The sequence below is a fragment of the Rheinheimera marina genome, from assembly GCF_042654345.1.
GTDB classification, from domain to species: Bacteria; Pseudomonadota; Gammaproteobacteria; order Enterobacterales; family Alteromonadaceae; genus Pararheinheimera; species Pararheinheimera marina.
Genome location: NZ_JBHSGB010000006.1, coordinates 246,060 through 268,274, shown reverse-complemented (window position 1 = coordinate 268,274; position 22,215 = coordinate 246,060). Strand labels below are relative to the sequence as shown.

At 50.2% G+C, this 22,215-nt stretch carries 16 protein-coding genes and 1 other RNA gene; 9 read left to right on the top strand and 8 right to left on the bottom strand.

All coding sequences use genetic code 11. The annotated features are described in order from the left end of the window. Positions 1 to 85 precede the first annotated feature (85 nt). Positions 86 to 1,501, top strand: coding sequence for a glutamate--tRNA ligase (gltX, locus tag ACFO3I_RS07225; RefSeq protein WP_377332909.1), 1,416 nt, complete (start codon positions 86 to 88; stop codon positions 1,499 to 1,501). Positions 1,502 to 1,591: 90 nt separating this feature from the next. After that, positions 1,592 to 2,356, top strand: a complete 765-nt coding sequence (locus ACFO3I_RS07220; RefSeq protein ID WP_377332907.1) for a DUF481 domain-containing protein — start codon at positions 1,592 to 1,594, stop codon at positions 2,354 to 2,356. Between the two features lie 75 nt (positions 2,357 to 2,431). Here the strand turns inward: ACFO3I_RS07220 and serA are convergent, their stop codons facing one another. The 5 genes from serA to ACFO3I_RS07195 form a co-directional block, all read right to left on the bottom strand. Beyond that, a complete protein-coding gene (gene serA, locus ACFO3I_RS07215; RefSeq protein WP_377332906.1) occupies positions 2,432 to 3,658 on the bottom strand; it encodes a phosphoglycerate dehydrogenase in 1,227 nt (408 codons plus the stop codon). Positions 3,659 to 3,687: 29 nt separating this feature from the next. Next, entirely contained in the window at positions 3,688 to 4,344 is a 657-nt protein-coding gene (gene rpiA / locus ACFO3I_RS07210; protein ID WP_377333454.1) for a ribose-5-phosphate isomerase RpiA, read from the bottom strand. Between the two features lie 154 nt (positions 4,345 to 4,498). Then, complete coding sequence (locus ACFO3I_RS07205; RefSeq protein WP_377332905.1) at positions 4,499 to 5,089, bottom strand: 5-formyltetrahydrofolate cyclo-ligase; 591 nt, start codon at positions 5,087 to 5,089, stop codon at positions 4,499 to 4,501. Positions 5,090 to 5,161: 72 nt separating this feature from the next. Beyond that, a non-coding RNA gene (ssrS, locus tag ACFO3I_RS07200) (6S RNA) lies at positions 5,162 to 5,345 on the bottom strand. Between the two features lie 100 nt (positions 5,346 to 5,445). Further along, entirely contained in the window at positions 5,446 to 5,763 is a 318-nt protein-coding gene (locus ACFO3I_RS07195; protein ID WP_377332903.1) for a cell division protein ZapA, read from the bottom strand. A 73-nt stretch (positions 5,764 to 5,836) separates the two neighbouring features. On the opposite strand from ACFO3I_RS07195, the gene ACFO3I_RS07190 reads away from it, so the two are divergent. The 7 genes from ACFO3I_RS07190 to gcvP all read left to right on the top strand — a co-directional run bounded on the left by ACFO3I_RS07190 (position 5,837) and on the right by gcvP (position 15,187). Further along, positions 5,837 to 6,445, top strand: coding sequence for a UPF0149 family protein (locus ACFO3I_RS07190; RefSeq protein WP_377332901.1), 609 nt, complete (start codon positions 5,837 to 5,839; stop codon positions 6,443 to 6,445). Beyond that, positions 6,445 to 7,752, top strand: a complete 1,308-nt coding sequence (gene pepP / locus ACFO3I_RS07185; protein ID WP_377332899.1) for a Xaa-Pro aminopeptidase — start codon at positions 6,445 to 6,447, stop codon at positions 7,750 to 7,752. The genes ACFO3I_RS07190 and pepP overlap by 1 nt, the downstream gene beginning before the upstream one ends. Positions 7,753 to 7,833: 81 nt before the next feature. After that, complete coding sequence (gene ubiH, locus ACFO3I_RS07180; RefSeq protein ID WP_377332898.1) at positions 7,834 to 9,099, top strand: 2-octaprenyl-6-methoxyphenyl hydroxylase; 1,266 nt, start codon at positions 7,834 to 7,836, stop codon at positions 9,097 to 9,099. Positions 9,100 to 9,101: 2 nt separating this feature from the next. Further along, positions 9,102 to 10,316: an FAD-dependent monooxygenase gene (locus ACFO3I_RS07175; protein WP_377332896.1), complete on the top strand. Its 1,215-nt coding sequence runs from the start codon at positions 9,102 to 9,104 to the stop codon at positions 10,314 to 10,316. 257 nt (positions 10,317 to 10,573) lie between these two features. Then, positions 10,574 to 11,653: a glycine cleavage system aminomethyltransferase GcvT gene (gene gcvT, locus ACFO3I_RS07170; protein ID WP_377333453.1), complete on the top strand. Its 1,080-nt coding sequence runs from the start codon at positions 10,574 to 10,576 to the stop codon at positions 11,651 to 11,653. 144 nt (positions 11,654 to 11,797) lie between these two features. Further along, entirely contained in the window at positions 11,798 to 12,187 is a 390-nt protein-coding gene (gene gcvH, locus ACFO3I_RS07165; RefSeq protein WP_377332895.1) for a glycine cleavage system protein GcvH, read from the top strand. Between the two features lie 108 nt (positions 12,188 to 12,295). Further along, positions 12,296 to 15,187: an aminomethyl-transferring glycine dehydrogenase gene (gcvP, locus tag ACFO3I_RS07160; RefSeq protein ID WP_377332893.1), complete on the top strand. Its 2,892-nt coding sequence runs from the start codon at positions 12,296 to 12,298 to the stop codon at positions 15,185 to 15,187. Between the two features lie 100 nt (positions 15,188 to 15,287). Here the strand turns inward: gcvP and ACFO3I_RS07155 are convergent, their stop codons facing one another. The 3 genes from ACFO3I_RS07155 to ACFO3I_RS07145 all read right to left on the bottom strand — a co-directional run bounded on the left by ACFO3I_RS07155 (position 15,288) and on the right by ACFO3I_RS07145 (position 22,048). After that, positions 15,288 to 15,980, bottom strand: a complete 693-nt coding sequence (locus ACFO3I_RS07155; protein ID WP_377332892.1) for a hypothetical protein — start codon at positions 15,978 to 15,980, stop codon at positions 15,288 to 15,290. A 248-nt stretch (positions 15,981 to 16,228) separates the two neighbouring features. Further along, positions 16,229 to 17,197 (bottom strand): NACHT domain-containing protein, encoded by a 969-nt coding sequence (locus tag ACFO3I_RS07150; RefSeq protein ID WP_377332890.1) that lies wholly within the window; start codon positions 17,195 to 17,197, stop codon positions 16,229 to 16,231. Positions 17,198 to 17,293: 96 nt separating this feature from the next. Continuing rightward, the gene (locus ACFO3I_RS07145; RefSeq protein WP_377332888.1) at positions 17,294 to 22,048 is read right to left on the bottom strand and encodes a DUF3320 domain-containing protein; all 4,755 of its coding nucleotides are present in this window, start codon (positions 22,046 to 22,048) and stop codon (positions 17,294 to 17,296) included. Between the last annotated feature and the right edge of the window lie 167 nt (positions 22,049 to 22,215).

Sequence of the window (22,215 nt, the reverse complement as noted above, 5' to 3'; positions counted from 1 at the left end):
CCGCTGCAATGGTGGTATCGGCCGTGCATTCAGCAGTTAACAGCGCTACAATAGCGGCCGATTTTTTGGCCCTGATGGATTTATTATGTCGATTGTTACTCGCTTTGCGCCAAGCCCTACAGGTTATCTGCACGTTGGTGGCGCCAGAACGGCGTTATACAGCTGGTTATATGCCCGCAAAACTGGCGGCAAGTTTATTCTGCGTATTGAAGATACAGATTTAGAGCGTTCCACTCAGGAGTCTGTGGACGCCATTATGGAAGGGATGACCTGGCTGGATCTGGATTACGACGAAGGCCCGTATTTCCAAACCAAGCGGTTTGACCTGTACAAAGAAGTGGTGGCTCAGCTGCTGGCTGAAGGCAAAGCCTACAAATGCTTCTGCACTGTTGAAGAAGTCGACAAGATGCGTGAAGAGCAAATGGCTGCTGGCCTGAAGCCAAAATACAACGGCATGTGGCGCGACCGCACTGATCATCCGGAAAACACTCCTTATGTGATCCGTTTTAAAAACCCGCTGGACGGCGTGGTGGTGATTGACGACTTAATCAAAGGTCGCATCGAAATTGCCAACGCTGAGCTGGACGACTTAATCATCGCCCGCAGTGACGGCACCCCGACGTACAACCTGACTGTGGTGGTGGATGACTGGAAAATGGGCATCACCCATGTCATTCGTGGTGACGACCATGTCAACAACACGCCACGTCAAATGAATATTCTGGCCGCATTAGGCGCTGAAATTCCGAAATATGCTCACGTGCCAATGATTCTGGGCGATGACGGTAAGCGTTTGTCGAAGCGCCATGGCGCTGTTGGCGTGATGCAATACCGTGACAATGGTTTTCTGCCAGAGGCCCTGCTGAACTACCTGGTGCGTTTAGGCTGGTCGCATGGCGATCAGGAAATCTTCAGCAAAGCCGAGCTGGTCGAGCTGTTTGATTTAGCCAACTGTAACCGTGCACCGTCAGCCTTTAACACCGACAAGCTGATTTGGTTAAACCAGCACTATATGAAAACGCTGGAGCCAGCTTATGTGGCTAAACACCTGGAATGGCATGTGGCCGATCAGAAGCTGGATACCAGCAACGGCCCTGCGCTGGCTGAACTGGTCAAAGTGCAGGCTGAGCGGGTGAAAACCTTAAAAGAAATGGTGGAAGTCAGCCGCTATTTCTATGAAGACTTCGCTGAGTTTGACGAAGCCGCCGCGAAAAAACACCTGCGCCCTGTGGCCGCAGAGCCTTTGGCTGCTGTAAAAAGCAAACTGGCGGAGTTAACCGAATGGACTGCCGAAGCTGTGCATGGCGCTATCAATGCGGCGGCCGAAAGCCTGGGTTTAGGCATGGGCAAAGTGGGCATGCCACTGCGTGTTGCTGTCACAGGTGGCGGTAACTCGCCGTCGCTGGACCTGACCCTGACGTTGATTGGCAAAGCGCGTTGCTTAAGCCGCATTGAAATGGCGTTAGGTTATATCCAAAACCGGGCTGCTGACGCGGAGTAATTCGCCGCAGCGTGGCCAGAAAAGCCAGGCACCGCCTGGTTTTTCTTTATCTGAATTCAGAATAGAAAACCAAAAAAAGGATACCGAGTGATGCGTACTGTTGTCGCATGTTTGATGTTGTTATCTGCCAGCAGTCTGGCGCAGCAAGCCCCAGCCAGCGTTGCAAACGCCGAGATAAAACCCTGGGCGGGTGACGTGGAAGTTGGGGTGGCGTTAAGCCGTGGTAACACCGAATCCACCGCAGTGCGCAGTAATGTGGAATTAAATCAGGAACTGGACCGCTTCCGTAATAAGTACTTTATTCAGACGCTATTTCAGCGCAACACCACGGAAGATTCAGTCACAGGTGAAAAAACCGACTACACCACAGGCCAGCGGATTGGTCTGACCGGTCAGAGTAACTACAAATACAGGCAGTCTGACAGCAGCTTGTTCGGCCGGGCACACTACCTGAACGACCGCTTTGGTGCGTTCCGTGAGCAAATGTCATTGGCTGCAGGTTATGCCAACCGTTTGTACTCGGAAGGAGAAAACTACCTGGACTTCGAAACCGGTCCGGGTTTGGCTTATGACAAGCCATCCGAAGGCGAAAGCAACTCAGGTTTAATCTGGTACGCTGCAGCCAACTTTGAATACCATTTCTCGGCAACCAGCAAGTTTAAGCAAACACTGGAATACAACGTGTCACTTGATGGCCACAACACCAGTTATGTCAGCCGCAGTGCTATTACCGCACAAATCAATAACCGGCTGGCGCTGCGTTTAAGTGTGAATGTGAAATACGATTCCGACGTAGCCGCAGACAAGAAAAGCACTGACAGCGAAACCGCCGCCACAGTGGTGTATTCGTTCTAAGGGTATGGGGTCAGGTCTTGAATTTTGCATTGAAATGCAAAATTCAAGACCTGACCCCGAGAGTGCGAGAGTGGGTTAGTGCAGTACGCGGGCGCGTAAGGTGCCTGGAATGGCTTTTAACTCGTTCAGTGCCAGTTCGTGATCTTCTGAGTCGATATCAATCACCACATAACCAATCTCTGCGTTGGTTTGCAGGTACTGACCTGAAATATTGATCCCGTGTTTGGCAAAGGCTTCGTTAATTTTGCCCAAAACGCCAGGCTGGTTTTTATGAATATGCAGCAGGCGTGAGCGGCCTTTGTGCTCAGGCAGCGACACTTCAGGGAAATTCACAGCAGACAAGGTCGACCCATTGTCGCTGTACTTCACCAGTTTACCGGATACTTCAAAACCAATGTTCTCCTGCGCTTCCTGAGTAGAGCCACCAATGTGTGGGGTCAGGATCACGTTGTCGAATTCACGCAGTGGCGAAGTAAATTCTTCGTCATTGCTGGTTGGCTCTTCCGGGAACACGTCAATGGCGGCACCGGCCAGTTTGTTGGCTTTTAATGCTGAAGCCAGAGCGTCGATGTCTACCACTGTGCCGCGTGAAGCATTGATTAAAATCGCGCCTTGCTTCATCAGGTCCAGTTCGGCTTCACCAATCATGTTTTTGGTGGACGTGGTTTCTGGCACGTGTAATGTCACCACATCTGATGTTTTCAGCAGTGAACCCAGGTCCACCTGAGTGGCGTTACCCAAAACCAGTTTGTCTTCGATATCGTAAAACTGCACCCGCATACCAATGTTTTCTGCCATGATCGACAGCTGAGTGCCGATATGGCCATAACCGATAATGCCCAGCGTTTTGCCACGGGCTTCAAACGACTGTGTGGCGGTTTTCTGCCATTCACCACGGTGTGCGGCGGCATTTCGGGCCGGAATACCACGCAGCAGCATAATCAGCTGGCCCAGTACCAGTTCGGCGACAGAGCGGGTGTTGGAGAAAGGCGCGTTAAAGACCGCGATACCGCGTTCCATGGCGGCGTCCAGGTTCACCTGGTTGGTGCCGATACAAAAACAGCCAATGGCGGTCAGTTTCGTTGCAGCTTCCAGCACCTTTTCATTCAACTGGGTGCGGGAACGAATACCAATAAAATGCACGTCGCGGATTTTCTCAATCAGCTCGTCTTCTTCTAAAGAGGTTTTCAGGTATTCGATATTGGTGTAACCCTGCTTTTTAAAGGTTTGCACTGCACTTTGGTGCAGGCCTTCGAGCAGCAGAATTTTGATCTTGTCCTTTGGCAACGAAAACTTAGTCATTGTTACTTCACTCTTGTTAATTGCAAAAATCAGTTCAGCACCAAAGTGCCCTGTGGTGTTCCCACCAGCACCAGGTTGGCTGCGCGGCGGGCAAAAATGCCATTGGTTACCACGCCGACCAGGTTGTTTATTTGTTGTTCTAAAACTTCTGGCTCTGTAATCGACAGGCCATGCACATCGAGAATAATATTGCCGTTGTCGGTGACGACGCCTTCACGCCAGACCGGGTTACCACCCAGTTTCACCAGTTCACGGGCGACATAAGCGCGCGCCATTGGAATCACTTCGACCGGCAATGGGAATTTGCCCAGCACCTCAACCTGTTTGCTCTGGTCGACGATACAGATAAATTTTTCTGCGACGGCCGCGACAATTTTTTCGCGGGTCAGCGCGGCACCACCGCCTTTAATCATATGGTTGCGAGAGTTAATTTCGTCGGCACCGTCGACATAAACGCTAAAGCTTTCAACCTCATTCAGATCCAGTACTTTAATGCCCAGCGCCTGCATTTTTTCAGTGGAGGCGACAGAGGACGACACGGCACCCAGAATTTGGTCTTTAATGGTCGCCAAGGCGTCAATAAAGTGGTTCACGGTGGAGCCTGTGCCCACACCCACAATAGTTTGGCGTGGTACGTAATCTAATGCGGTCCATGCCGCATTTTTTTTCATTTGATCCTGGGTCATCAGCGGGTCCAAAAAGCGTTTAGCCATACAGATGGATATTACCCTGAAAGCAGGGGGCCGAAAAAGGTCTTTACTAAAAAAGAACTGCTTCAGATCTGACCAGCAAGGGGGGCTGGTCGCTAAGGTGTAAACCAGCTGTTGCGGCGGCGTAACCTTACTGGCTGAATTGCCAGATTTTTTCTGGCGTGGCGATATAACTCAGTGGTTGGTCCCAGGCCTCCACAGGTACCTGCGGCACTTGCTGGCATTGATGCGCCAACCCCATCAGCAAAGGCCGGCTGGCGTCTGGCTTTAGCTGAGACAGGGTGCGGTCATAAAAACCACCGCCCATACCCAGCCGGTTACCGAGTGCATCAAAGGCCACTAAGGGGGTCAGTATTAAATCCAGTTGCTGCACAGGCGTCAGCTGGCTGCAATTGAGTTGTGGCTCGCCAATAGCAAATTTATTCAGCCGCAGCGGCGTGTCGGCGCTAAATTGCTGAAACAGCAAATAACCCGGTACCACAGGGTGCAGTACAGGCAAATGCAGGGTTTTCCCGGCGGCCCATAAGGCATGCAGCAAGGGTTGGGTGGAGATTTCACCGTCATTGGTCAGGTAAAGCGCTATCTGCTGGCACTGGGCTAATTGCGGCCAGCTCAGTAATTGTGCCGCCAAGGCACTGGCTGCTTGCAGCTGTTCGGCTGCAGACAAAGCGCGGCGACGCTGACGGGTCAGTGTGCGTAATTCAGCACGGCTGGAAGACATAAGTGGCTTATCACAAAACAGAATGCACAAAGCTTAAAACAACAGAGCAGGAAACAAAAGCAAGTGGGGGGATAGTTCTCCAAGTTGCCGTGTCGAGAGATAGCCCTTGAACCCAAGGTTCAAGGCGGGAGTCCAAAGGTCGCCTCAGGCTTCTCAGTACGGGCTGAGCTTGCACACTAGCAACACAGAAGAGCCCCTGGTTTAAAAGAATATCGGCTCAGGGACGTCATCCCAATCACAAACAACTCAGAGAACGCCTCAAGTATAACACCGGCTCCGGGGCTGTTCAGCCCCGAATTTCATTTTTAGCGTTTAGTTGCGTAATTTTGCCGCAAGTTGGTGTTTTAATTCACAACTTAGTTGGATGACTCAGCAGGCTTAGGTTTCAAATCCACCAGTTCGTTGCATAAATTCAGTGCGATCATCAGCAGCACATCTTCATTCATATGCACGCCGGGCTTGTATTTGGTGTTGGCGACCCGGGTTTCCAGTTCAGTAATGGCGGCTTGCAGGCGCTGCTCTTCACCCACAGGGCAGGCGACTTTCAGCACCCGGCCCAACACGGAAATAGTCAGTTGTTTCGGTTTGTCGGCTTTGCCTTTGATGGCGACAGGTTTTTTCACCACGGCGTCGGCCGGAGGTGGAGGAACGGGACGAAATTTACGAAGTTGCATAGTTACCGCCGGGGCCTGCGAGTTGGGCGCCATCTGTTGGCGGGCTTAACGCTCAGATGATAGGATACACGCCTTGAAAAGTCGCTTTGGCCGAAAAATTATGGATCCGAATGCCTTACGCTCGTACGACTACTGGACCAGCTTGCTGGATCAATCTCACCTGATGGCGTCTGCCGCCGAAGTTCATGGCTTAATTGCTGGCTTGCTGTCTGCCGGTGTCAATGCCGAAGCGACGCAGATCTTACCAGTTCTGGATGACTTCTTAAATGACGGGCAAGCCTTATCTCACGAGGCAAAAACAGAAATTTCTGAATTAATTGCTCAGACGTCTGCATCTTTGGCACAAACCGACTACTCCTTTGCCTTATTGCTGCCGTCTGACGACGATTCGTTACCAGAACGGCTGGAAGCCATGGTCGAATGGGCGCAGTCGTTTTTAGTGGGTTTTGCCATTCAGCAAAACGATTTGTCGCTTTGTTCGGAAGATGTGCGCGATGCCGTTACCCAGCTGACCGAAATAACCCATATCGACCCTTTTGCGCTGGACGACACCAGTAGCGAAGACAATGAAGAATCCTATTACTTAGTGCTTGAGCATATCCGTTTACTGGTGCTGACCTGTTTTAATGAAGTGGGCCAGAAGTTTGCCAAAGCCGAAGTTCAGAACAAGACCCTGCATTAATGAACACAGCTATTTACCAACAACGCCGCGACGCATTGCTGGCGCAAATGCCCGCTAACTCTGTGGCGCTGATCCCGTCGGCACAAGAGTTGACCCGCAGCCGCGACACTGAATTCCCGTTCCGTCAGGACAGTGACCTGAATTACCTGACGGGTTTTCCAGAACCAGAAAGCTTATTGATCTTAAGCAAAGCAGAGCATGGCGAAAGCAGGCATCTTCTGCTGTGTCGCGCTAAAGACGTGCTGGCTGAAGTCTGGCAAGGCCGGCGCTTTGGGCCTGAAGCCGCCAAGAGCCAATTTGGTCTGGACACCGCCTGTATCGACCAGCTCGATACGGTGCTGCTGGACGCGCTGAATAAAAAGCAAACACTGGTGTACGCTGAAGGTACTTATGCCGCTTTTGATGCCAAAGTGGCAGAGACGCTGAAAACCTTAAGGCTCTATCCAAAGCGTGGTTATCAGGCGCCTACAGTGCAGCAGGACTTACGGCCCTTGATCGCCGAGCTGCGCTTATTTAAAGATGCAGCTGAGCAAGAACTGATGCGAAAAGCTGGGTATATCAGTGCGCTGGGCCATAGAAGAGCAATGCAGGCGGCCAAAGCCGGCGTGTTTGAATACCAGCTGGAAGCGCATATTGTGCATGAGTTTGCCATGCACGGTGCCCGTAAAGTCGGCTACAACACCATAGTAGGCGGCGGCGAAAACGGCTGTATTTTGCATTACACCGACAACAACGACGCGTTAAGAGACGGCGATTTAGTGCTGATTGACGCGGGGGCCGAGTATCAGGGCTATACGGGCGACATTACCCGTACTTTCCCGGTCAATGGCAAGTTCAGCGCGGCGCAGGCGGCGCTGTATCAGGTGGTGTTAAACGCCCAGTACGCAGCCTGTGCAGCCGTTAAACCGGGCAACAGCATGAATGACGCCGTCGCTGCAGCGCAGCGCGAGCTGACCAAAGGTTTGCTGGCGCTGGGTATTTTGCAGGGTGAGCTGGAGCAATTAATTCAGGATAACGCCTGTAAGCAGTACTTTATTCATGGCCTTGGCCACTGGCTGGGGCTGGATGTACACGATGTTGGCGCTTACCAAAAAGACGGCAGCGCGCGACCATTTGAGCCTGGCATGGTGCTGACCATTGAACCCGGCCTCTATATTCCAACCGGCTCCGCCTGTGACGCTAAATGGTGGGGCCTGGCGGTACGTATAGAAGACAATTTACTGGTCACCAGGGACGGGCATGACAACCTGACCGAGGCGGTGCCAAAAGAGGTTGCACAGATAGAGGCGCTGATGGCCGCGCAGTAAGCTGGCCCAGGCTACAACCAAGCAAAGCCTAAGACCAGGCAAAGCCTGACACAAGCAAAGCCCAGTACAAGCGAGGACGCGTTGACAGAGCCTTTTGATATTCTGATTTCAGGCGGCGGTATGGCAGGAGCCATGCTGGCACACCAGTTATTGCAGCACGCTGGCCTTAAGGTGGCGTTAATTGAACAGCAGGCTCAGGCCAGCCCGTCCAAAAGCAGTTTCGACAGCCGCAGTATCGCCTTGTCACAAGGCAGCATAGGCCTGTTGAAAAACTGGGGTCTCTGGTCATTGCTGGCGCCTCATGCGAGCCCGATTAAAACCATTGCGGTGTCAGACAAAGGCCACTTCGGTAAAACTTACCTGCAAAGCAGCGACTATCAGCTGGACGCACTAGGTCAGGTGATCGAAGTGGAGCATATAGGCACAGTGCTGCATCAAAAGCTGCAACCTTATGAAGCGCAAGGGCGCTTAGTTTGGTTCCGGCCCGACGCCATCAGTGCCATTACGCCGTCACTGGACTTGCAGCAGGTGCAGCTGAAATCGGGCGTCAGCCTCAGTTGCCGTTTACTGGTGATTGCCGAAGGCGGCGCTTCACCCAGCCGCGAGCTGGCCGGTTTTGCGCTGCAAAGCGATGACTATGGCCAAACGGCGCTGATTGCCAATATTGGCCTGCAAGGGCCACATCAGGGTAAAGCCTTTGAGCGTTTTACCTCCACAGGTCCGCTGGCCTTGTTGCCGCTGACGCAGCAGCGTTATTCGCTGGTCTGGACCTTAGCGCCAGAGCGAGCCGCAGCGCTGATGCAATTGCCCGAAGCGGATTTTCTTGCCGCACTGCAAAGTGAGGCGGGTTACCGGGCCGGGGTGTTCCACAAGGCCGGGCAGCGTGCTTTGTATCCGCTGACTTTGCGCCGGGCCTCGGAAGCTGCCCGGCATCGGGTGGTGCTGCTGGGCAATTCATTACATAACCTGCACCCTATTGCTGGCCAGGGTTTTAATCTGGCGCTGCGCGATATCTACTCATTACTGCTGCTGGTGCAGGCCAGAATAAACCAGGCGACACCGGCTCAGCTGGGTGATTACGCCTTTACCCGCGCTTACCAGCAGCTGCGTGAGCCGGATATGCAGCAACTGATCCTGTACACAGACGCCTTAGTGCGGCTGTTTTCCAATTCGTCACGGCTGATCGCGCTTGGGCGGAATATTGGCCTGAGCGGGCTGAATTATTGCAGTGGCCTGAAATCACAACTGGCGCATTTTGCGATGGGGCTGACGCCGCTTAAGCACATAGAGCAGCGCTTGCAGCAGCTTGGAATGACCGTGCCGAAGCGCCAGACCGAAGGAGTTTAACCATGTTGGATTTGGATATCGCTATTGTTGGTGCGGGCAGCGCAGGTCTCACTCTGGCATTGCTGTTAAGCGAACTGCCGCTGAAAATTGCCGTGCTGGATAAAGGCGATGCGCCGCAGATTGGCGCCGCGCCCAGCCTGCAACGTGTCAGTGCGCTGAACCAGGCATCGCGCCGGGTGCTGCAGCAACTGGGCGCCTGGCAACAGCTTTCCAGCAAAGCCGGTTTTCAAAAAATGGAAGTCTGGGAAGCCGACAGTTTTGCCCGTATTGCCTTTGACGCAGCCGGGCAGCAAGTGGACGCTTTGGGGTACCTGGTGGACAACGAAGAGCTGCGCCAGTGCCTGTTCCAGCAACTGGCCGACAAAGCCAATGTGCGCTGCCTGTTTAATTGCCAGATTGACAGCATTAATGCCGGCGAAGAGCAAACTCTGCTTAGTCTGAGTGGGCAGGGGCCCGTGCTGTGCAAACTGCTGGTGGCGGCTGATGGCGCCAACTCTTTTGTGCGTCAGCAGCTGAAAATGCCAATTGCCTTTTGGGATTACGATCACCAGGCGCTGGTGTGCCAAATTCACAGCACCGAACCGCATGGCCAGTGTGCGCGCCAGGTGTTTTTAAAAGACGGGCCTTTGGCCTTGTTGCCACTGGCCGATTCGCATCTATTGTCCATTGTCTGGAGTGTGCCACCTGAACAGGCAGAGCAGCTATTGGCACTGAGCGAAGCGGAGTTCAACAAAGCACTGACTGTCGCCAGTGGCAATGCGCTTGGCGTATTAAGCCGCGCCAGTGTGCTGAGCGCGCATCCGCTGAAAATGCGTTACGCCAGCGAATGGTTGTTGAATAAGGTGGTGCTGGTTGCCGATGCAGCACACACCATTCACCCGCTGGCGGGGCAGGGCATGAATTTAGGTTTAATGGACGTTGTCGCATTAGCAGAACTAATCTCAGAGCAGGTGCTCGCCCGTAAGCCCTTACAGGAAGAGCGTTTGCTGCGCCGTTTTGAGCGCTGGCGCAAGGCCGAAGCCCAAACCCTGATTGTGGCCATGGAAGCTTTTAAACGTGGCTTTGGTAGCAGCAACCCCGCATTAAAACTGGTGCGGGGCTTAGGTATGCGGCTGGTGGATAAAGCCGGTCCGCTGAAGAAAAGCATTATGGCGGCCGCGCTTGGCAATAGCGGTGACTTGCCTAAACGGGCCCGCCCGGAATTCACGCCTGACTGACAACGCCGCAACAGCCTGCTGACTCTGGACTCCTCCGCATAAATAAATCTAATGAACTAGGGGCTGTTGGCCCCTTGGGCCATCGGTTATAATCAGGCTCATCCTGAATTGTAGCTTTGGTTATATGCACAAAACTGTGACCAACTGATGACTGCAATCTAACTTTTTCAATGGCGTCAGCCTGTGCGAACAACGCAGCGGCTGAAACCTTACCTCTGCCGCGCCGTACGCAGCATACAACAATGGAAAAAGTACCGATGGCCCAACAAACCGTATTATTCGCCAAGCACGTAGAAGCTGGCGCCAAGATGGTGGACTTCCACGGCTGGGATATGCCGTTGAACTATGGTTCACAAATCGAAGAACACCACGCTGTGCGTCAGGACGCCGGTATGTTCGACGTGTCGCACATGACCATCGTTGACTTACGTGGTGCCAACACCCGCGCTTTCTTACGCCACTTACTGGCCAATGACGTAGCCAAGCTGCAAGTGTCAGGCAAAGCCCTGTACAGCGGCATGCTGAACGAAGCAGGCGGCGTGATTGACGATTTAATCGTGTACTTCCTGACTGAAGATTTCTTCCGCTTAGTAGTAAACAGTGCCACCCGCGAAAAAGACTTAGCCTGGATCAACGCCCAAGCCAAAGCCTTTGACGTGACGGTGACTGAGCGCCCTGAGTTCGCCATGATTGCCGTACAAGGCCCGAATGCCAAAGCCAAAGTAGCCACTATTCTGTCAGCTGAGCAGCAAGCGGCTGTGGCTGGCATGAAGCCATTCTTCGGTGTACAGGCTGGTGACTTGTTCGTGGCGACGACTGGCTACACAGGTGAAGACGGTTACGAAATTTCTGTACCTGCAGAGAAAGCCCCACAACTGTGGCAGCAACTGCTGGATGCCGGTGTGAAACCAGCTGGTTTAGGTGCACGTGACACGCTGCGCTTAGAAGCAGGTATGAACCTGTATGGCCAGGATATGGATGAAACTGTCTCGCCACTGGCTGCCAATATGGGCTGGACCATTGCGTGGGAGCCAAGCGACCGCAACTTTATTGGCCGTGCCGTGCTGGAACAGCAAAAAGCGGCTGGTACTGAAAAACTGGTTGGCCTGGTGATGGAAGCCAAAGGCGTTTTGCGCCACGGCCAAAAAGTGGTGACTGCTGCCGGTGAAGGCGTAATTACCTCTGGTACTTTCTCGCCAACTTTAGGTTTTAGTATTGCGATGGCCCGCGTGCCGGCTGCTACTGGCGACACGGCAGAAGTGGATATTCGCGGTAAACTGGTGCCGGTCAAAGTGGTGAAACCAAACTTTGTCCGCATGGGTAAAAAAGTTATTTAATGGTGGGGTAGGCGTTGGCTGAAAAATAATCAGCTACGCCTGCAAAACCCGCCTTGCGGCAACCCCAAGCCTTGGCTATGGTGGTTGCCGAAGCCAGTCAACTGGCCCCAATAAAACACAGCATTAAGGTCTGAGGAACAAAAGATGAGCTCTATTCCAACTAATTTAAAATATGTTTCATCACACGAGTGGGTACGCGACGAAGGTAACGGCGTGTACACCGTTGGTATCACTGAACACGCTCAGGACTTACTGGGTGACATGGTGTTCGTTGAATTACCAGAAGTTGGCGAAACCGTAACTAAAGGTGACGACGTTGCTGTCGCTGAATCTGTAAAAGCAGCTTCAGACATCTATGCGCCACTGTCTGGCGAAATCGTTGAAGCCAACGACGCGCTGAACGACGCACCAGAGCTGGTAAACAGCGCGCCATTCGGCGACGGCTGGATGTTCAAAATCAAAATCTCTGACGAAAGCGAACTGGCTGGCCTGTTAGACGCCGCTGGTTACCAGGCTGTTATCGACGCCGAATAAGTCGTCTTTAAACCCCGTGGCAACACGGGGTTTTTTATTTACCGGCCAAACCGGAACGCCCACTGCGGGCAACCACAGATTTATTAAACGCTTTAGGAACTTCAAGGCATGACCACTTCAGCTGTGAAAACCCTGTCGCAACTTGCGAACCATCAAGAATTTATTCAACGCCATATCGGCCCTGACGCCAACGAAACTGCCGCTATGCTGGCAGAGCTGGGCGTTAGCAGCATGGAAGAGCTGATTGCACAAACAGTGCCTGCTTCTATCCGTCTGACCACGCCGCTGGCGACAGGCGCAGCCACCACTGAAGCGGACGCGCTGGCTTATTTAAAAGCCGCTGCCGACAAAAACAAAATTTTCAAAAGCTACATTGGTATGGGCTACCACCCAACCTTAACGCCAAACGTTATTTTACGTAACGTGCTGGAAAACCCGGGCTGGTACACAGCGTACACGCCATACCAGCCAGAAATTGCGCAGGGCCGTTTAGAAGCGCTGCTGAATTTCCAACAAGTGTCGTTAGATTTAACTGGCATGGACTTAGCGTCTGCCTCGTTGCTGGACGAAGCCACAGCCGCTGCTGAAGCCATGGCACTGGCCAAGCGCGTCACCAAAAACAAATCAAACACTTATTACATTGCTGACGACGTACACCCACAAACCATCGACGTGGTAAAAACCCGCGCCGAAATGTTTGGTTTTGACGTGTTAGTGGGCAAAGCGGCTGACGCGGTAAACCACGACGTATTCGGTGCTCTGATTCAGTACCCGTCTACCACAGGTGAAGTACGTAACGACGCTGCCTTAATTGCTGAATTAAAAGCGAAAAAAGCCATTGTTGCTGTAGCCACAGACCCAATGGCGCTGCTGCTGTTAAAATCTCCTGGTGAACTGGGCGCCGACGCGGTACTGGGTTCTGCCCAGCGTTTTGGTGTACCTATGGCCTTCGGTGGCCCACACTCAGCGTTTTTCGCCACCCGTGACGAGTACAAGCGCTCTATGCCAGGCCGTATCATTGGTGTGTCAAAAGACCGCCGTGGTAACCAGGCACTGCGTATGGCCATGCAAACCCGCGAGCAGCACATTCGCCGTGAAAAAGCCAACTCAAACATTTGTACTGCACAGGTACTGCTGGCCAACATGGCCTCGTTCTACTGTGTGTACCACGGCCCACAAGGCCTGAAAAACATTGCAGAGCGTATTCACCGCAGCGCCGACATTTTCGCCGCTGGCATTCAGGCCAAAGGCGTGGCACTGAAGCACAACAGCTGGTTCGACACCATCACCTTTACTGTGGCTGACCGCGCTGCCGTTGTAGCACGCGCTATTGCTGCTGGTGTGAACCTGCGTACTGACATTGCAGACAGCTTAAGCGTTGCCTTCAGCGAAGTAACCAGCGCGGCCGACATTGCTCAGTTGTTTGACATTGTGTTAGGCGCAGGCCACGGCTTAGACGTAACCGCGCTGGACGCAGCTATTGTAGCGAACGGTTCTAGCTCTATTCCGGCTGACTTAGTCCGTACCTCTGCCTACTTAACGCACGCCGTGTTTAACCAGTACCATAGCGAAACAGAAATGCTGCGCTATATCAAAAAGCTGGAAAACAAAGACTTAGCACTGAACCACTCGATGATCTCATTAGGTTCGTGCACCATGAAGCTGAACGCCACTGCCGAGATGATCCCGGTCACCTGGCCAGAATTCAGCCAGCTGCACCCGTTCGTACCACGCGACCAGGCCGAAGGTTACTACCAGATGATTGGCGAACTGGCCGACTGGTTAGTGAACATTACCGGTTACGACGCTGTGTCAATGCAGCCAAACTCTGGTGCTCAGGGTGAATACGCGGGCCTGGTAGCCATTCGTAAGTACCACGAAAGCCGTGGCGATTCACACCGCAACGTGTGTTTAATTCCGGTGTCTGCGCATGGGACTAACCCAGCAACAGCGGCCATGGCCAGCTTTGAAGTGGTGCTGGTAGACTGCGACAAGAGCGGCAACATCGACATGGCTGATTTAAAAGCCAAAGCTGAAGCCGTATCAGACAAGTTAGCCGCCATTATGGTGACTTACCCGTCTACCCACGGTGTATTCGAAGAATCCATTCGTGAGCTGTGTGACGTCATTCACGCCCACGGCGGCCAGGTGTATATGGACGGCGCCAACATGAACGCTCAGGTGGGTGTGACTTCGCCTGGCTTTATCGGCGCGGACGTATCGCACTTAAACCTGCACAAAACCTTCTGTATTCCACACGGCGGTGGCGGCCCTGGTATGGGCCCAATTGGCGTGAAGAAACAGTTGGCTCCGTTTATGCCTAACCACGCTGTGGTAAAAATTGACGGCACAGGCGAAAACAACGGTGCAGTGTCTGCCGCACCTTTCGGTAGCGCCGGCATTCTGCCAATCAGCTGGATGTACATTAAGATGATGGGCGGCGACGGTTTACGTCAGGCCACTGAAATGGCCATTCTGAACGCCAACTACATGGCACAGAAACTGGGCCAACACTTCCCTGTGCTGTACGTGGGCACCAACGGCCGCGTAGCGCACGAATGTATTATTGATATGCGCCCATTAAAAGAAGCCACTGGTGTGACTGAGATGGACATTGCCAAGCGCCTGATGGACTACGGTTTCCACGCGCCAACCATGTCATTCCCGGTTGCTGGCACGCTGATGATTGAGCCAACTGAATCAGAAAGCAAAGCCGAGCTGGACAAGTTCATTCTGGCCATGACTTCTATTCGCAATGAAATTGCCCGGGTAGAAGCAGGCGAGTGGACAGCAGACAACAGCCCGCTGCACTTCGCACCGCACACCATGGAAGACATTTTCGACGCCGGTTGGGACCGTGCTTACGACCGCCAATACGCCGCTTTCCCGGCGCAATACGTGGCCGAAAACAAGTTCTGGCCAACCGTTACCCGTATCGACGACGTATACGGCGACCGCAACTTAATGTGCGCTTGCCCTAGTCCGGAAGATTATCGGTAAAAGACAATCCGCTAAATGTCTTTGTTTAGCGGATCATTAGCAAGTAAAAAAGGTGAGTGCTATATTCACCTTTTTATATGAAATACATCGAAGTTATTTTTTAAAAATCAGTAAAGAACAGCGTTGATTCTTCTCTTTTCTTCACATCTGAATTTAGTTTTTCTAAAAATGTGCGGCAGGTTTCTGCATCGATAACATAGATGTTAAAGTTTATTCCTAGCGAGCGAAGCGCATTAACATTTCCTTCCTTTGTGAAATTTTCAATTAATTTTCCACCTATCAGTCCGCCGCCGTTGATTGATACGTTTCTAACGAAATCTGATTTTTTGCTGTTTAATACTTCTAATATGGTTACAATTGGTGATGTTAGTATGCTGGCATATGCAAATGATTTGGTATTATGTTGTATATATGATTGTGACGCGCCGTAATTCTTGAAATCGTATTTTTGTTGTATAAGCATTTTAATTTCTGTAAATATTTCAGCGGTGGCTAGATTTACTTTATGGTAGATTCGGTCATAGTTACCTTTTCCTATAATCCTTTTCAGGTCTCCAGATATATATCTGTAAAAGACATTTAGTGAATCATTCTCCGTAGATTTTTCTTTATATTTATCTTTGACGTTTCCCATGTAAAAATCATAAGCTGCCTGAGTAAATGTCCTGTGAAATAGTTCTGTATCTTCATCGTGAATTATATCAATTACAAGCTTGTATTTTGATAGTTTATTGCTTTGAGCTAACCTTGTCAGCATTTCTATCTTTTGTTCATCTTTTAGTGTTCTAATCATGTAGATCGAAAAGAAGTACTCCTGAATCGATTTATGTTGCCAAGCAAGAGATAATCCATCCTTCCTTAATACAGGTACTCTACTCGTTAGATCCTCGATAAAACCATTAATATCAAATTCGATAGTTGGGTGAACCTCAGTAATTTTACATAAAATATCAAAGAGTTCTGGCCTGCTATATTCTAGTTTTTCTTTGCTTCGACTATAAAACGCAAGATGTGATAGTATCTTTTCAAAAGAATTAATATCTAAACCAGATTTTTTTCTCTAGTCAAATATCCTATCTTAGTTGCATCATGGTTTTCATATAAAGCTTCATAAATTTGCTTAAAAAATAAACTTTTCTTAAGTGGTACTTTTTTCTTGTATGCATATGCAGTGTAAAGAAGAGTTGTAAGTAATGGATTTTTAAGAAAATCTAAGACAGAAGCATTTTCTGGTTTTTCAATTTCAGTTATCAAGTCTGATGCTTTAACATCTTCGAATTGATATCTCTCAAGCAGCAGGTAAGCTTCATTTTTCTTTAATGGTTGAATAGATGCAGATGTAAAATCGTTAAAAGAGCTAAGAATTTTGTCCTCATCTCTTGTGGCAATTATAAATGCGGAGTTTGATGCTTTTGCTTGAAAATCCGAGATCTCTTTGAATAGCTTGGGTTTGTGCTTGTCTGGGACTTCGTCTGCGCCATCGAATAAGAACAGAAACGGCGCCCTTTGAAGAAGTAAATTTATAAAATCTTGACTTGGCTTTTCAGTAAATGAAGGAAATGATTTATGCATGTAGACTTCAACAGGTATTATTTTTTCTTCATCAATTAATGATTTTAAATCAATATATATAGGCACTCTTTTTGCAGTGTCAAAACAGTATCTAAATAACATTTTTAATACAGTTGATTTCCCCATGCCGGCTGTATCTTTGATGATTATTTTGTTATGTTTTTCTATCGCGCCAGCCGGGTATTTATCTACTTTTACTTCTTCGGTGTCTAATATTTTTAGTGTTAGTGGGATATATAGTTCGTTTATTTTATATCCTTTATTTCTGAACAGTTGAGATGTTGATGTGTTTAGTTTTACATAGCTACTTAGCAGATGGGGCATTAGCTTATGATTTGAAAAGTGTTCAAATTCTTCAATTATAAGTTTCATTTTTTTAGAATCGCCGGAGAGGCAGATTTTACAGATTCTAAAATTATTTTTTCTAAGCTCATTCATTTTTCCTGTTTTAGGTGTGATTAAGGTGGCTTATTTAACTTAAAAGTTCAAAAGTATTTTTTATTTATATGAATAGTAAATGAAATTAAAAGGAGTTTATGGTTTATTCCTTATTTTCAACCTTTCATTCTCACAAACCAACACACCTTTATCGCATTGAACCAGTGCCAACTTCGCCATCCGTTCTGCAGCCTGAGCTGTTGCGCGCTGAAAACCCAGTAACCCCAAAGCTGCGGATGCTGCATCCGTTACGCTGATAGCGTGGGCGTCTTGTACTGTTAGTAAAAGGGCATTAGTCAGTTCGGCATCACAGACATTTTCCAGCTTGCGGGTTGCTGTGTCGGCGCTGTTCCAGTTTCTTAATTTTACTGTGCTGCGGCCATGCGGCCATAACACTTCGTCTTTGTCTAACTGGATCAGCTCCTTGGCTACCGCGCATTCGATGGCTTGATCTACAGTGCGTTTAATTTTGGCACCAACTCGTGTCAGGCCAGCGGCGTTTGCCAGTCGGGTGGCCACTAAGCTGGTGAATATGGGGTATTCGGTTTCTACAATGCGTTCTACCGCATGAACCAACATGCTAAAAGGAATGGCGCTGAAGTCATCCACAGCCGGAATGTTTAACTTGGACACGTCGGTCTTTTTATACGGATTGGTGCAGGCTTCGAATTCTGGTGGCTCTTCTTCTACCCGTAAAATTGAGGCGGCAGGTTCGGCAGTGCTAGCTACGCTAAGCACAGGCCTGATGTTGTTGGCTTGCTCGGCAAGTGCAACCATTAGCTCGTTGTGTTTTACAATGGCCTGGTCTATCAACAGTTTAAGTCGGTGCAGTTCTGCGTCCGGGTCGCGGTACCAGTCGGTAGACCACAGACGTTCAAAGCTCCAGCCCAAGCCTTCCAGCACACTTTGCCGTAGCCTGTCTCTGTCACGGGCGGATGCAGCTTCGTAATAGCCGGCACCATCGTATTCCAGCGCAAGCACATATTTGCTTGGGTCGTCCGGGTGCTTAATGGCTAAGTCTATGTAATAGCCTTGGCTGCCTACCTTTGTTGCTACTTGATAACCCAGGCGCTGAATGGCTTGGTGGAGCAGGGCGCCAAACGCGAAGTTTTGTTCCTGGGCTTTTTCGTGCGGTTTGTCTAAACGGCCGGATTCGGCAAACTGCATAAAAATTTGTAAAGCACGCACGCCAAAGGGGCTGTCGGCTTCAACTTTCAGTTCATCGCCTTTGAAGTTAGCAAATACCTCCATTGCTAAGCGGGCGCGTGAAATCAGCACGTTTAAGCGCCGTTCACCGCCCGGTTTGTTCAACAAGCCAAAGTTCTGGCTCAGCTTGCCATCGCTGGTTTTGCCATAACATATAGAGATATAAATAACGTCGCGTTCGTCGCCCTGCACGTTTTCCAGGTTTTTTACAAAGAACTCATCGTCTGCCGCATGGCGGGCAAAAAAGTCGTCTGTTTCTGGGTGTAAGCGGCGCTCTTTTTCCAGTTCCAGCAAAATGGCGTCACGCTGTGACAAGCTAAAGGCGACAACACCCAAGGATAAATGGGGCTTGGTAAGCGCATGTTGTAATACTGCTGCCACAACCGCCTTTACTTCGCCAGGGTTGGTGCGTGATTCGCCTTTGTCGTAATGGGTTTGCGGCAGGTAATGAAATTTCAAACCTGTGGCATCGGCATGGTAGCCAGGGCTTGGGAAGGCAACTAAACGGTTTTGGTAGAACTGGTCGTTTGACACCGCTATCAGTGAATCGTGGCGAGAACGGTAATGCCAGCGCAGGATTTTGCTTGCTGCGCCTCTGGCTTCCATTAACGCCAGAATACTTTCCATTTCGGCGGTGGCGCTGTTTTCCAGCTCTTCTTCTTCCAATTCTACGGCCTTACCAAACAGGTTATTCGGCGGCATTTGTTTGCTGTCACCCACCACAATCACTTGTTTGCCGCGCAGCATGGCTCCCAAAGCGTCCGGGGCCGGTATTTGGCTGGCTTCGTCAAATATCACTAGGTCGAAATCCAACGCGCCTTGCTTTAAATAGGTGGCAATCGACATTGGGCTCATCATAAAAATGGGCTTAATTTGCTGAATTACAGTACCGGCTTCGGCCAGCAGTTTACGAATGGGAATATGGCGTTTTTTCTTGCCGAGCTCACGCAGTACCAACTCCATTTCGCCTTTGGCGGTTTTTTTCGGCAGGCGCTCGTATAAGTTGTGTACCAGCTGTTCTTGTGCAAAATACAAACTACTGCCATCAATGCGTTTAAATTCACGCAGGCTTTGTTCGTGTTTGTGTCGGTCAAAGCGGCGGATGGCTTCACAAGCATCATAGGCGTGGTCTACTAAACCTCGGTAATAGCTGTGTTCAAACATGCTAAGCAGCAAGTTGGGCGCTTTGTTCCAGCGAAAAGCCTGGTCGGTAAGCGGCTTTATCTGGTAGGGCAATAACGCCTGAATGATCTGGTTGTAGCGAGCGAAATCATACAGCAAGGCTGGGTTGCTCCAGCTGGCTAACAGGCCTTTAAATTCGGCAAAAGGCACAGTGCTGAAGTGGTACCTAGAGTCGTTCGCATCAATTTGCACCAGTTCTTTCAGAGTGTTCGTTTGTAGCTCAATGGCGTTGCTTAAGTGGTTAAGTTTTTCTGCACTACTGCGAAGCCGCGGTTTATCTGCGCCTTGGTCAATCAATGCAGCCAGTGACAACGGCAGCTCGTTGGTTGCTACTTTGCTGTGGAAATTGGCTATCCACTGATGAATGGGCTGCAAGGTTTGTATATCGCTGTGTTCACCTTGCCATTGTGAAGCAAAAGCTTCAGCCAGTGTGGCCTGATAAGACGCCAATTCTTTTTTCAAAGATTGGTAGTTCAGACCAGCGTCTAACGCGATAAACCAGTCTGCGCTATTTGCTGGCAACTCACCGCGCCATAAGCCAGCCAATTTCGCTTTCGCCTGGCGGTACGCAGCGGATAAAAAGCGCCACCACTTATCGGTTCTCCCGATCAGGCCTTGCCGAATACTGAGTAAATCGGCATCCAGAGCCTGGGCGATAAAGTGCTGTTCGCATTGTGCTTTTACGGCCAAAAATTTCTCTAAGCAGGCTAAACCATTCGCTATTTTCTTTGGCTCGTCAGCCCATACCGGGTTATTTACCTTGACTCGTTTTAAGTCGGGTACGTCAGCCAGCCATAGTACGGTGGCCGCAAGCGGTGCAACGCTGTTTAACGATTCTGGTTTGTTCAGTTGCAGGTAGTGGGCTGTGGCCTGGCTTTCAGTTTCAATCTGCTCAAGTAACTTTGTCGCCTCATAAATCGTGCTCACTAATGCCTGTTGTTGGGCTGGTGAAAAATCAGTGCGAAGCGACATTGCAAAGGGGTGTTCTGCTGGTTCGCCTATACGTGCTAACTGTTCTGTCAGCTCGATAACCAGTTTGCGAGCGCTGTTGTATTGGTCCGCTGTCCATGCTTCAAAATAACTAAAGGGGATGACGGGAAGCGCAGAGTCAGCAATTTGGCTGTTGAGTTGAAGTAAAGTGCCGAGTGCTTCCACGTAATTGAGGCCACTCTGCCGTATTGGGCTTTTGATGGCCTGCACATAGTTGTCCAACTGGCTTTTGGATTCGGCTAGGTAGAGTAGTTCACTTTCTCTGCTTTGGGTTTGTGGGCGGCCTTGATCTAAAGATTCAGCAATAGATGCCAGCACCGTCTTTTTGGTGCTTTTATGGCTGTGTAGTTCCAGCACTGCATAACCCAAGTGAGACTCGTCCAGTCTCTTTTTCACCACTTCCAGAGCTGCCATTTTCTGGGCGACAAAGAGTACTTTCTTACCCAGCGCAACGGCTTCGGCAATGATATTGGTAATAGTCTGGGATTTACCGGTGCCAGGCGGGCCCTGAATAACTAAATCTGAGCCTGCTTTCATCGCAAGGATGGCTTCAATTTGGCTGGAGTCTGCGTCTTTTACCAAATGCAGCTTTTCAGGATGATTTAAGTCATCGGGATTAATGGCTGCTTGTTCAGCAAAGCCATCTCTAAACAACCGACCAATAAGCGGCAACTGTGACGGCCGCTTTTGTTCTGGCCAGCCGCTTGGGTCCAAATCCATATACATCTGAAACTTGCCAAATGAGAATAAACCCAAGCCAATTTTGTCCGGGTGTACACGCCAGGTCGGCTGAGCCGAAATAGATTCTGCAACTGCCTGGTAGTAATCAGTTATTGAACTTTCATCGCTGTACTGAGGCAGCACTAATTTAAATTCCGTTCTTAGTTTGGCCGCCAGTGTGAGGTTAGAGCCCAATTCTTCGCCGGTGTAACGGAGCTTAAAACTGTCTCTGGCCGATGAGCGGGTGAGGGCAACAGGCACCAGAATTAATGGTGCATAGCGCGACACCGAGGTATTGGCCGGCTCATGCCATTGCAAAAATCCAAGCGCTAAATACAGCACTTCAACCCCTTGCTCCTGCAGCATGGTATGGGCTTCAGCTTCCAGTTTCAAAAGTGCTTTATCCAGCTTGGCGGGGATTAAACCAGTTTGCAGGTATTTGTCGCTAAAGCGGGCCGCGCCCTTTTTTTCTTCCAGGTACAAATCAAGTGGTGGTAATTCCGTTTCGTCGTCGCTCTGGAAAAAGGTGCCTTCATCTTCGTTGTCGGCAATTTTTTGTTGGTAGGCTTCTGGCAGCGGTAAAAAGCTGAGGGGGCTTTCTTGTTCAACCAGCATCTGGAAAATGCTGGCCGACTTTTCATCAATAATGTCGAGCGCTTTACTACCGCTGCGGTAATTCAGCTGCGGGTTAGCGCGCAGGCCCATATCTAATAATTCAAGGCGCGCACGTTCCAGTTGCTGCTCAACAATCATAAATTCCCTCTTTAAAGTATTGATTTCACATTGCTTTGATCAATCTGTTTTTTTTGCTGGATTGGAGACAAAACCAACATAGCAATGGAGGTTCCTAAACGCAATACAACTAAGGACGGGATTTGATAAAAATGAACTTTTCGAAAGGGCTGCATACGCTAAATTTC

Excerpts from the sequence above, each read along its gene's own strand:
- gltX (WP_377332909.1), top strand. The coding sequence starts at position 86 with ATGTCGATTGTTACTCGCTTTGCGCCAAGCCCTACAGGTTATCTGCAC.
- ACFO3I_RS07220 (WP_377332907.1), top strand. The coding sequence starts at position 1,592 with ATGCGTACTGTTGTCGCATGTTTGATGTTGTTATCTGCCAGCAGTCTG.
- serA (WP_377332906.1), bottom strand. The coding sequence starts at position 3,658 with ATGACTAAGTTTTCGTTGCCAAAGGACAAGATCAAAATTCTGCTGCTC.
- rpiA (WP_377333454.1), bottom strand. The coding sequence starts at position 4,344 with ATGACCCAGGATCAAATGAAAAAAAATGCGGCATGGACCGCATTAGAT.
- ACFO3I_RS07205 (WP_377332905.1), bottom strand. The coding sequence starts at position 5,089 with ATGTCTTCCAGCCGTGCTGAATTACGCACACTGACCCGTCAGCGTCGC.
- ACFO3I_RS07195 (WP_377332903.1), bottom strand. The coding sequence starts at position 5,763 with ATGCAACTTCGTAAATTTCGTCCCGTTCCTCCACCTCCGGCCGACGCC.
- pepP (WP_377332899.1), top strand. The coding sequence starts at position 6,445 with ATGAACACAGCTATTTACCAACAACGCCGCGACGCATTGCTGGCGCAA.
- ACFO3I_RS07175 (WP_377332896.1), top strand. The coding sequence starts at position 9,102 with ATGTTGGATTTGGATATCGCTATTGTTGGTGCGGGCAGCGCAGGTCTC.
- gcvT (WP_377333453.1), top strand. The coding sequence starts at position 10,574 with ATGGCCCAACAAACCGTATTATTCGCCAAGCACGTAGAAGCTGGCGCC.
- gcvH (WP_377332895.1), top strand. The coding sequence starts at position 11,798 with ATGAGCTCTATTCCAACTAATTTAAAATATGTTTCATCACACGAGTGG.
- gcvP (WP_377332893.1), top strand. The coding sequence starts at position 12,296 with ATGACCACTTCAGCTGTGAAAACCCTGTCGCAACTTGCGAACCATCAA.
- ACFO3I_RS07155 (WP_377332892.1), bottom strand. The coding sequence starts at position 15,980 with ATGATTAGAACACTAAAAGATGAACAAAAGATAGAAATGCTGACAAGG.
- ACFO3I_RS07150 (WP_377332890.1), bottom strand. The coding sequence starts at position 17,197 with ATGAATGAGCTTAGAAAAAATAATTTTAGAATCTGTAAAATCTGCCTC.
- ACFO3I_RS07145 (WP_377332888.1), bottom strand. The coding sequence starts at position 22,048 with ATGATTGTTGAGCAGCAACTGGAACGTGCGCGCCTTGAATTATTAGAT.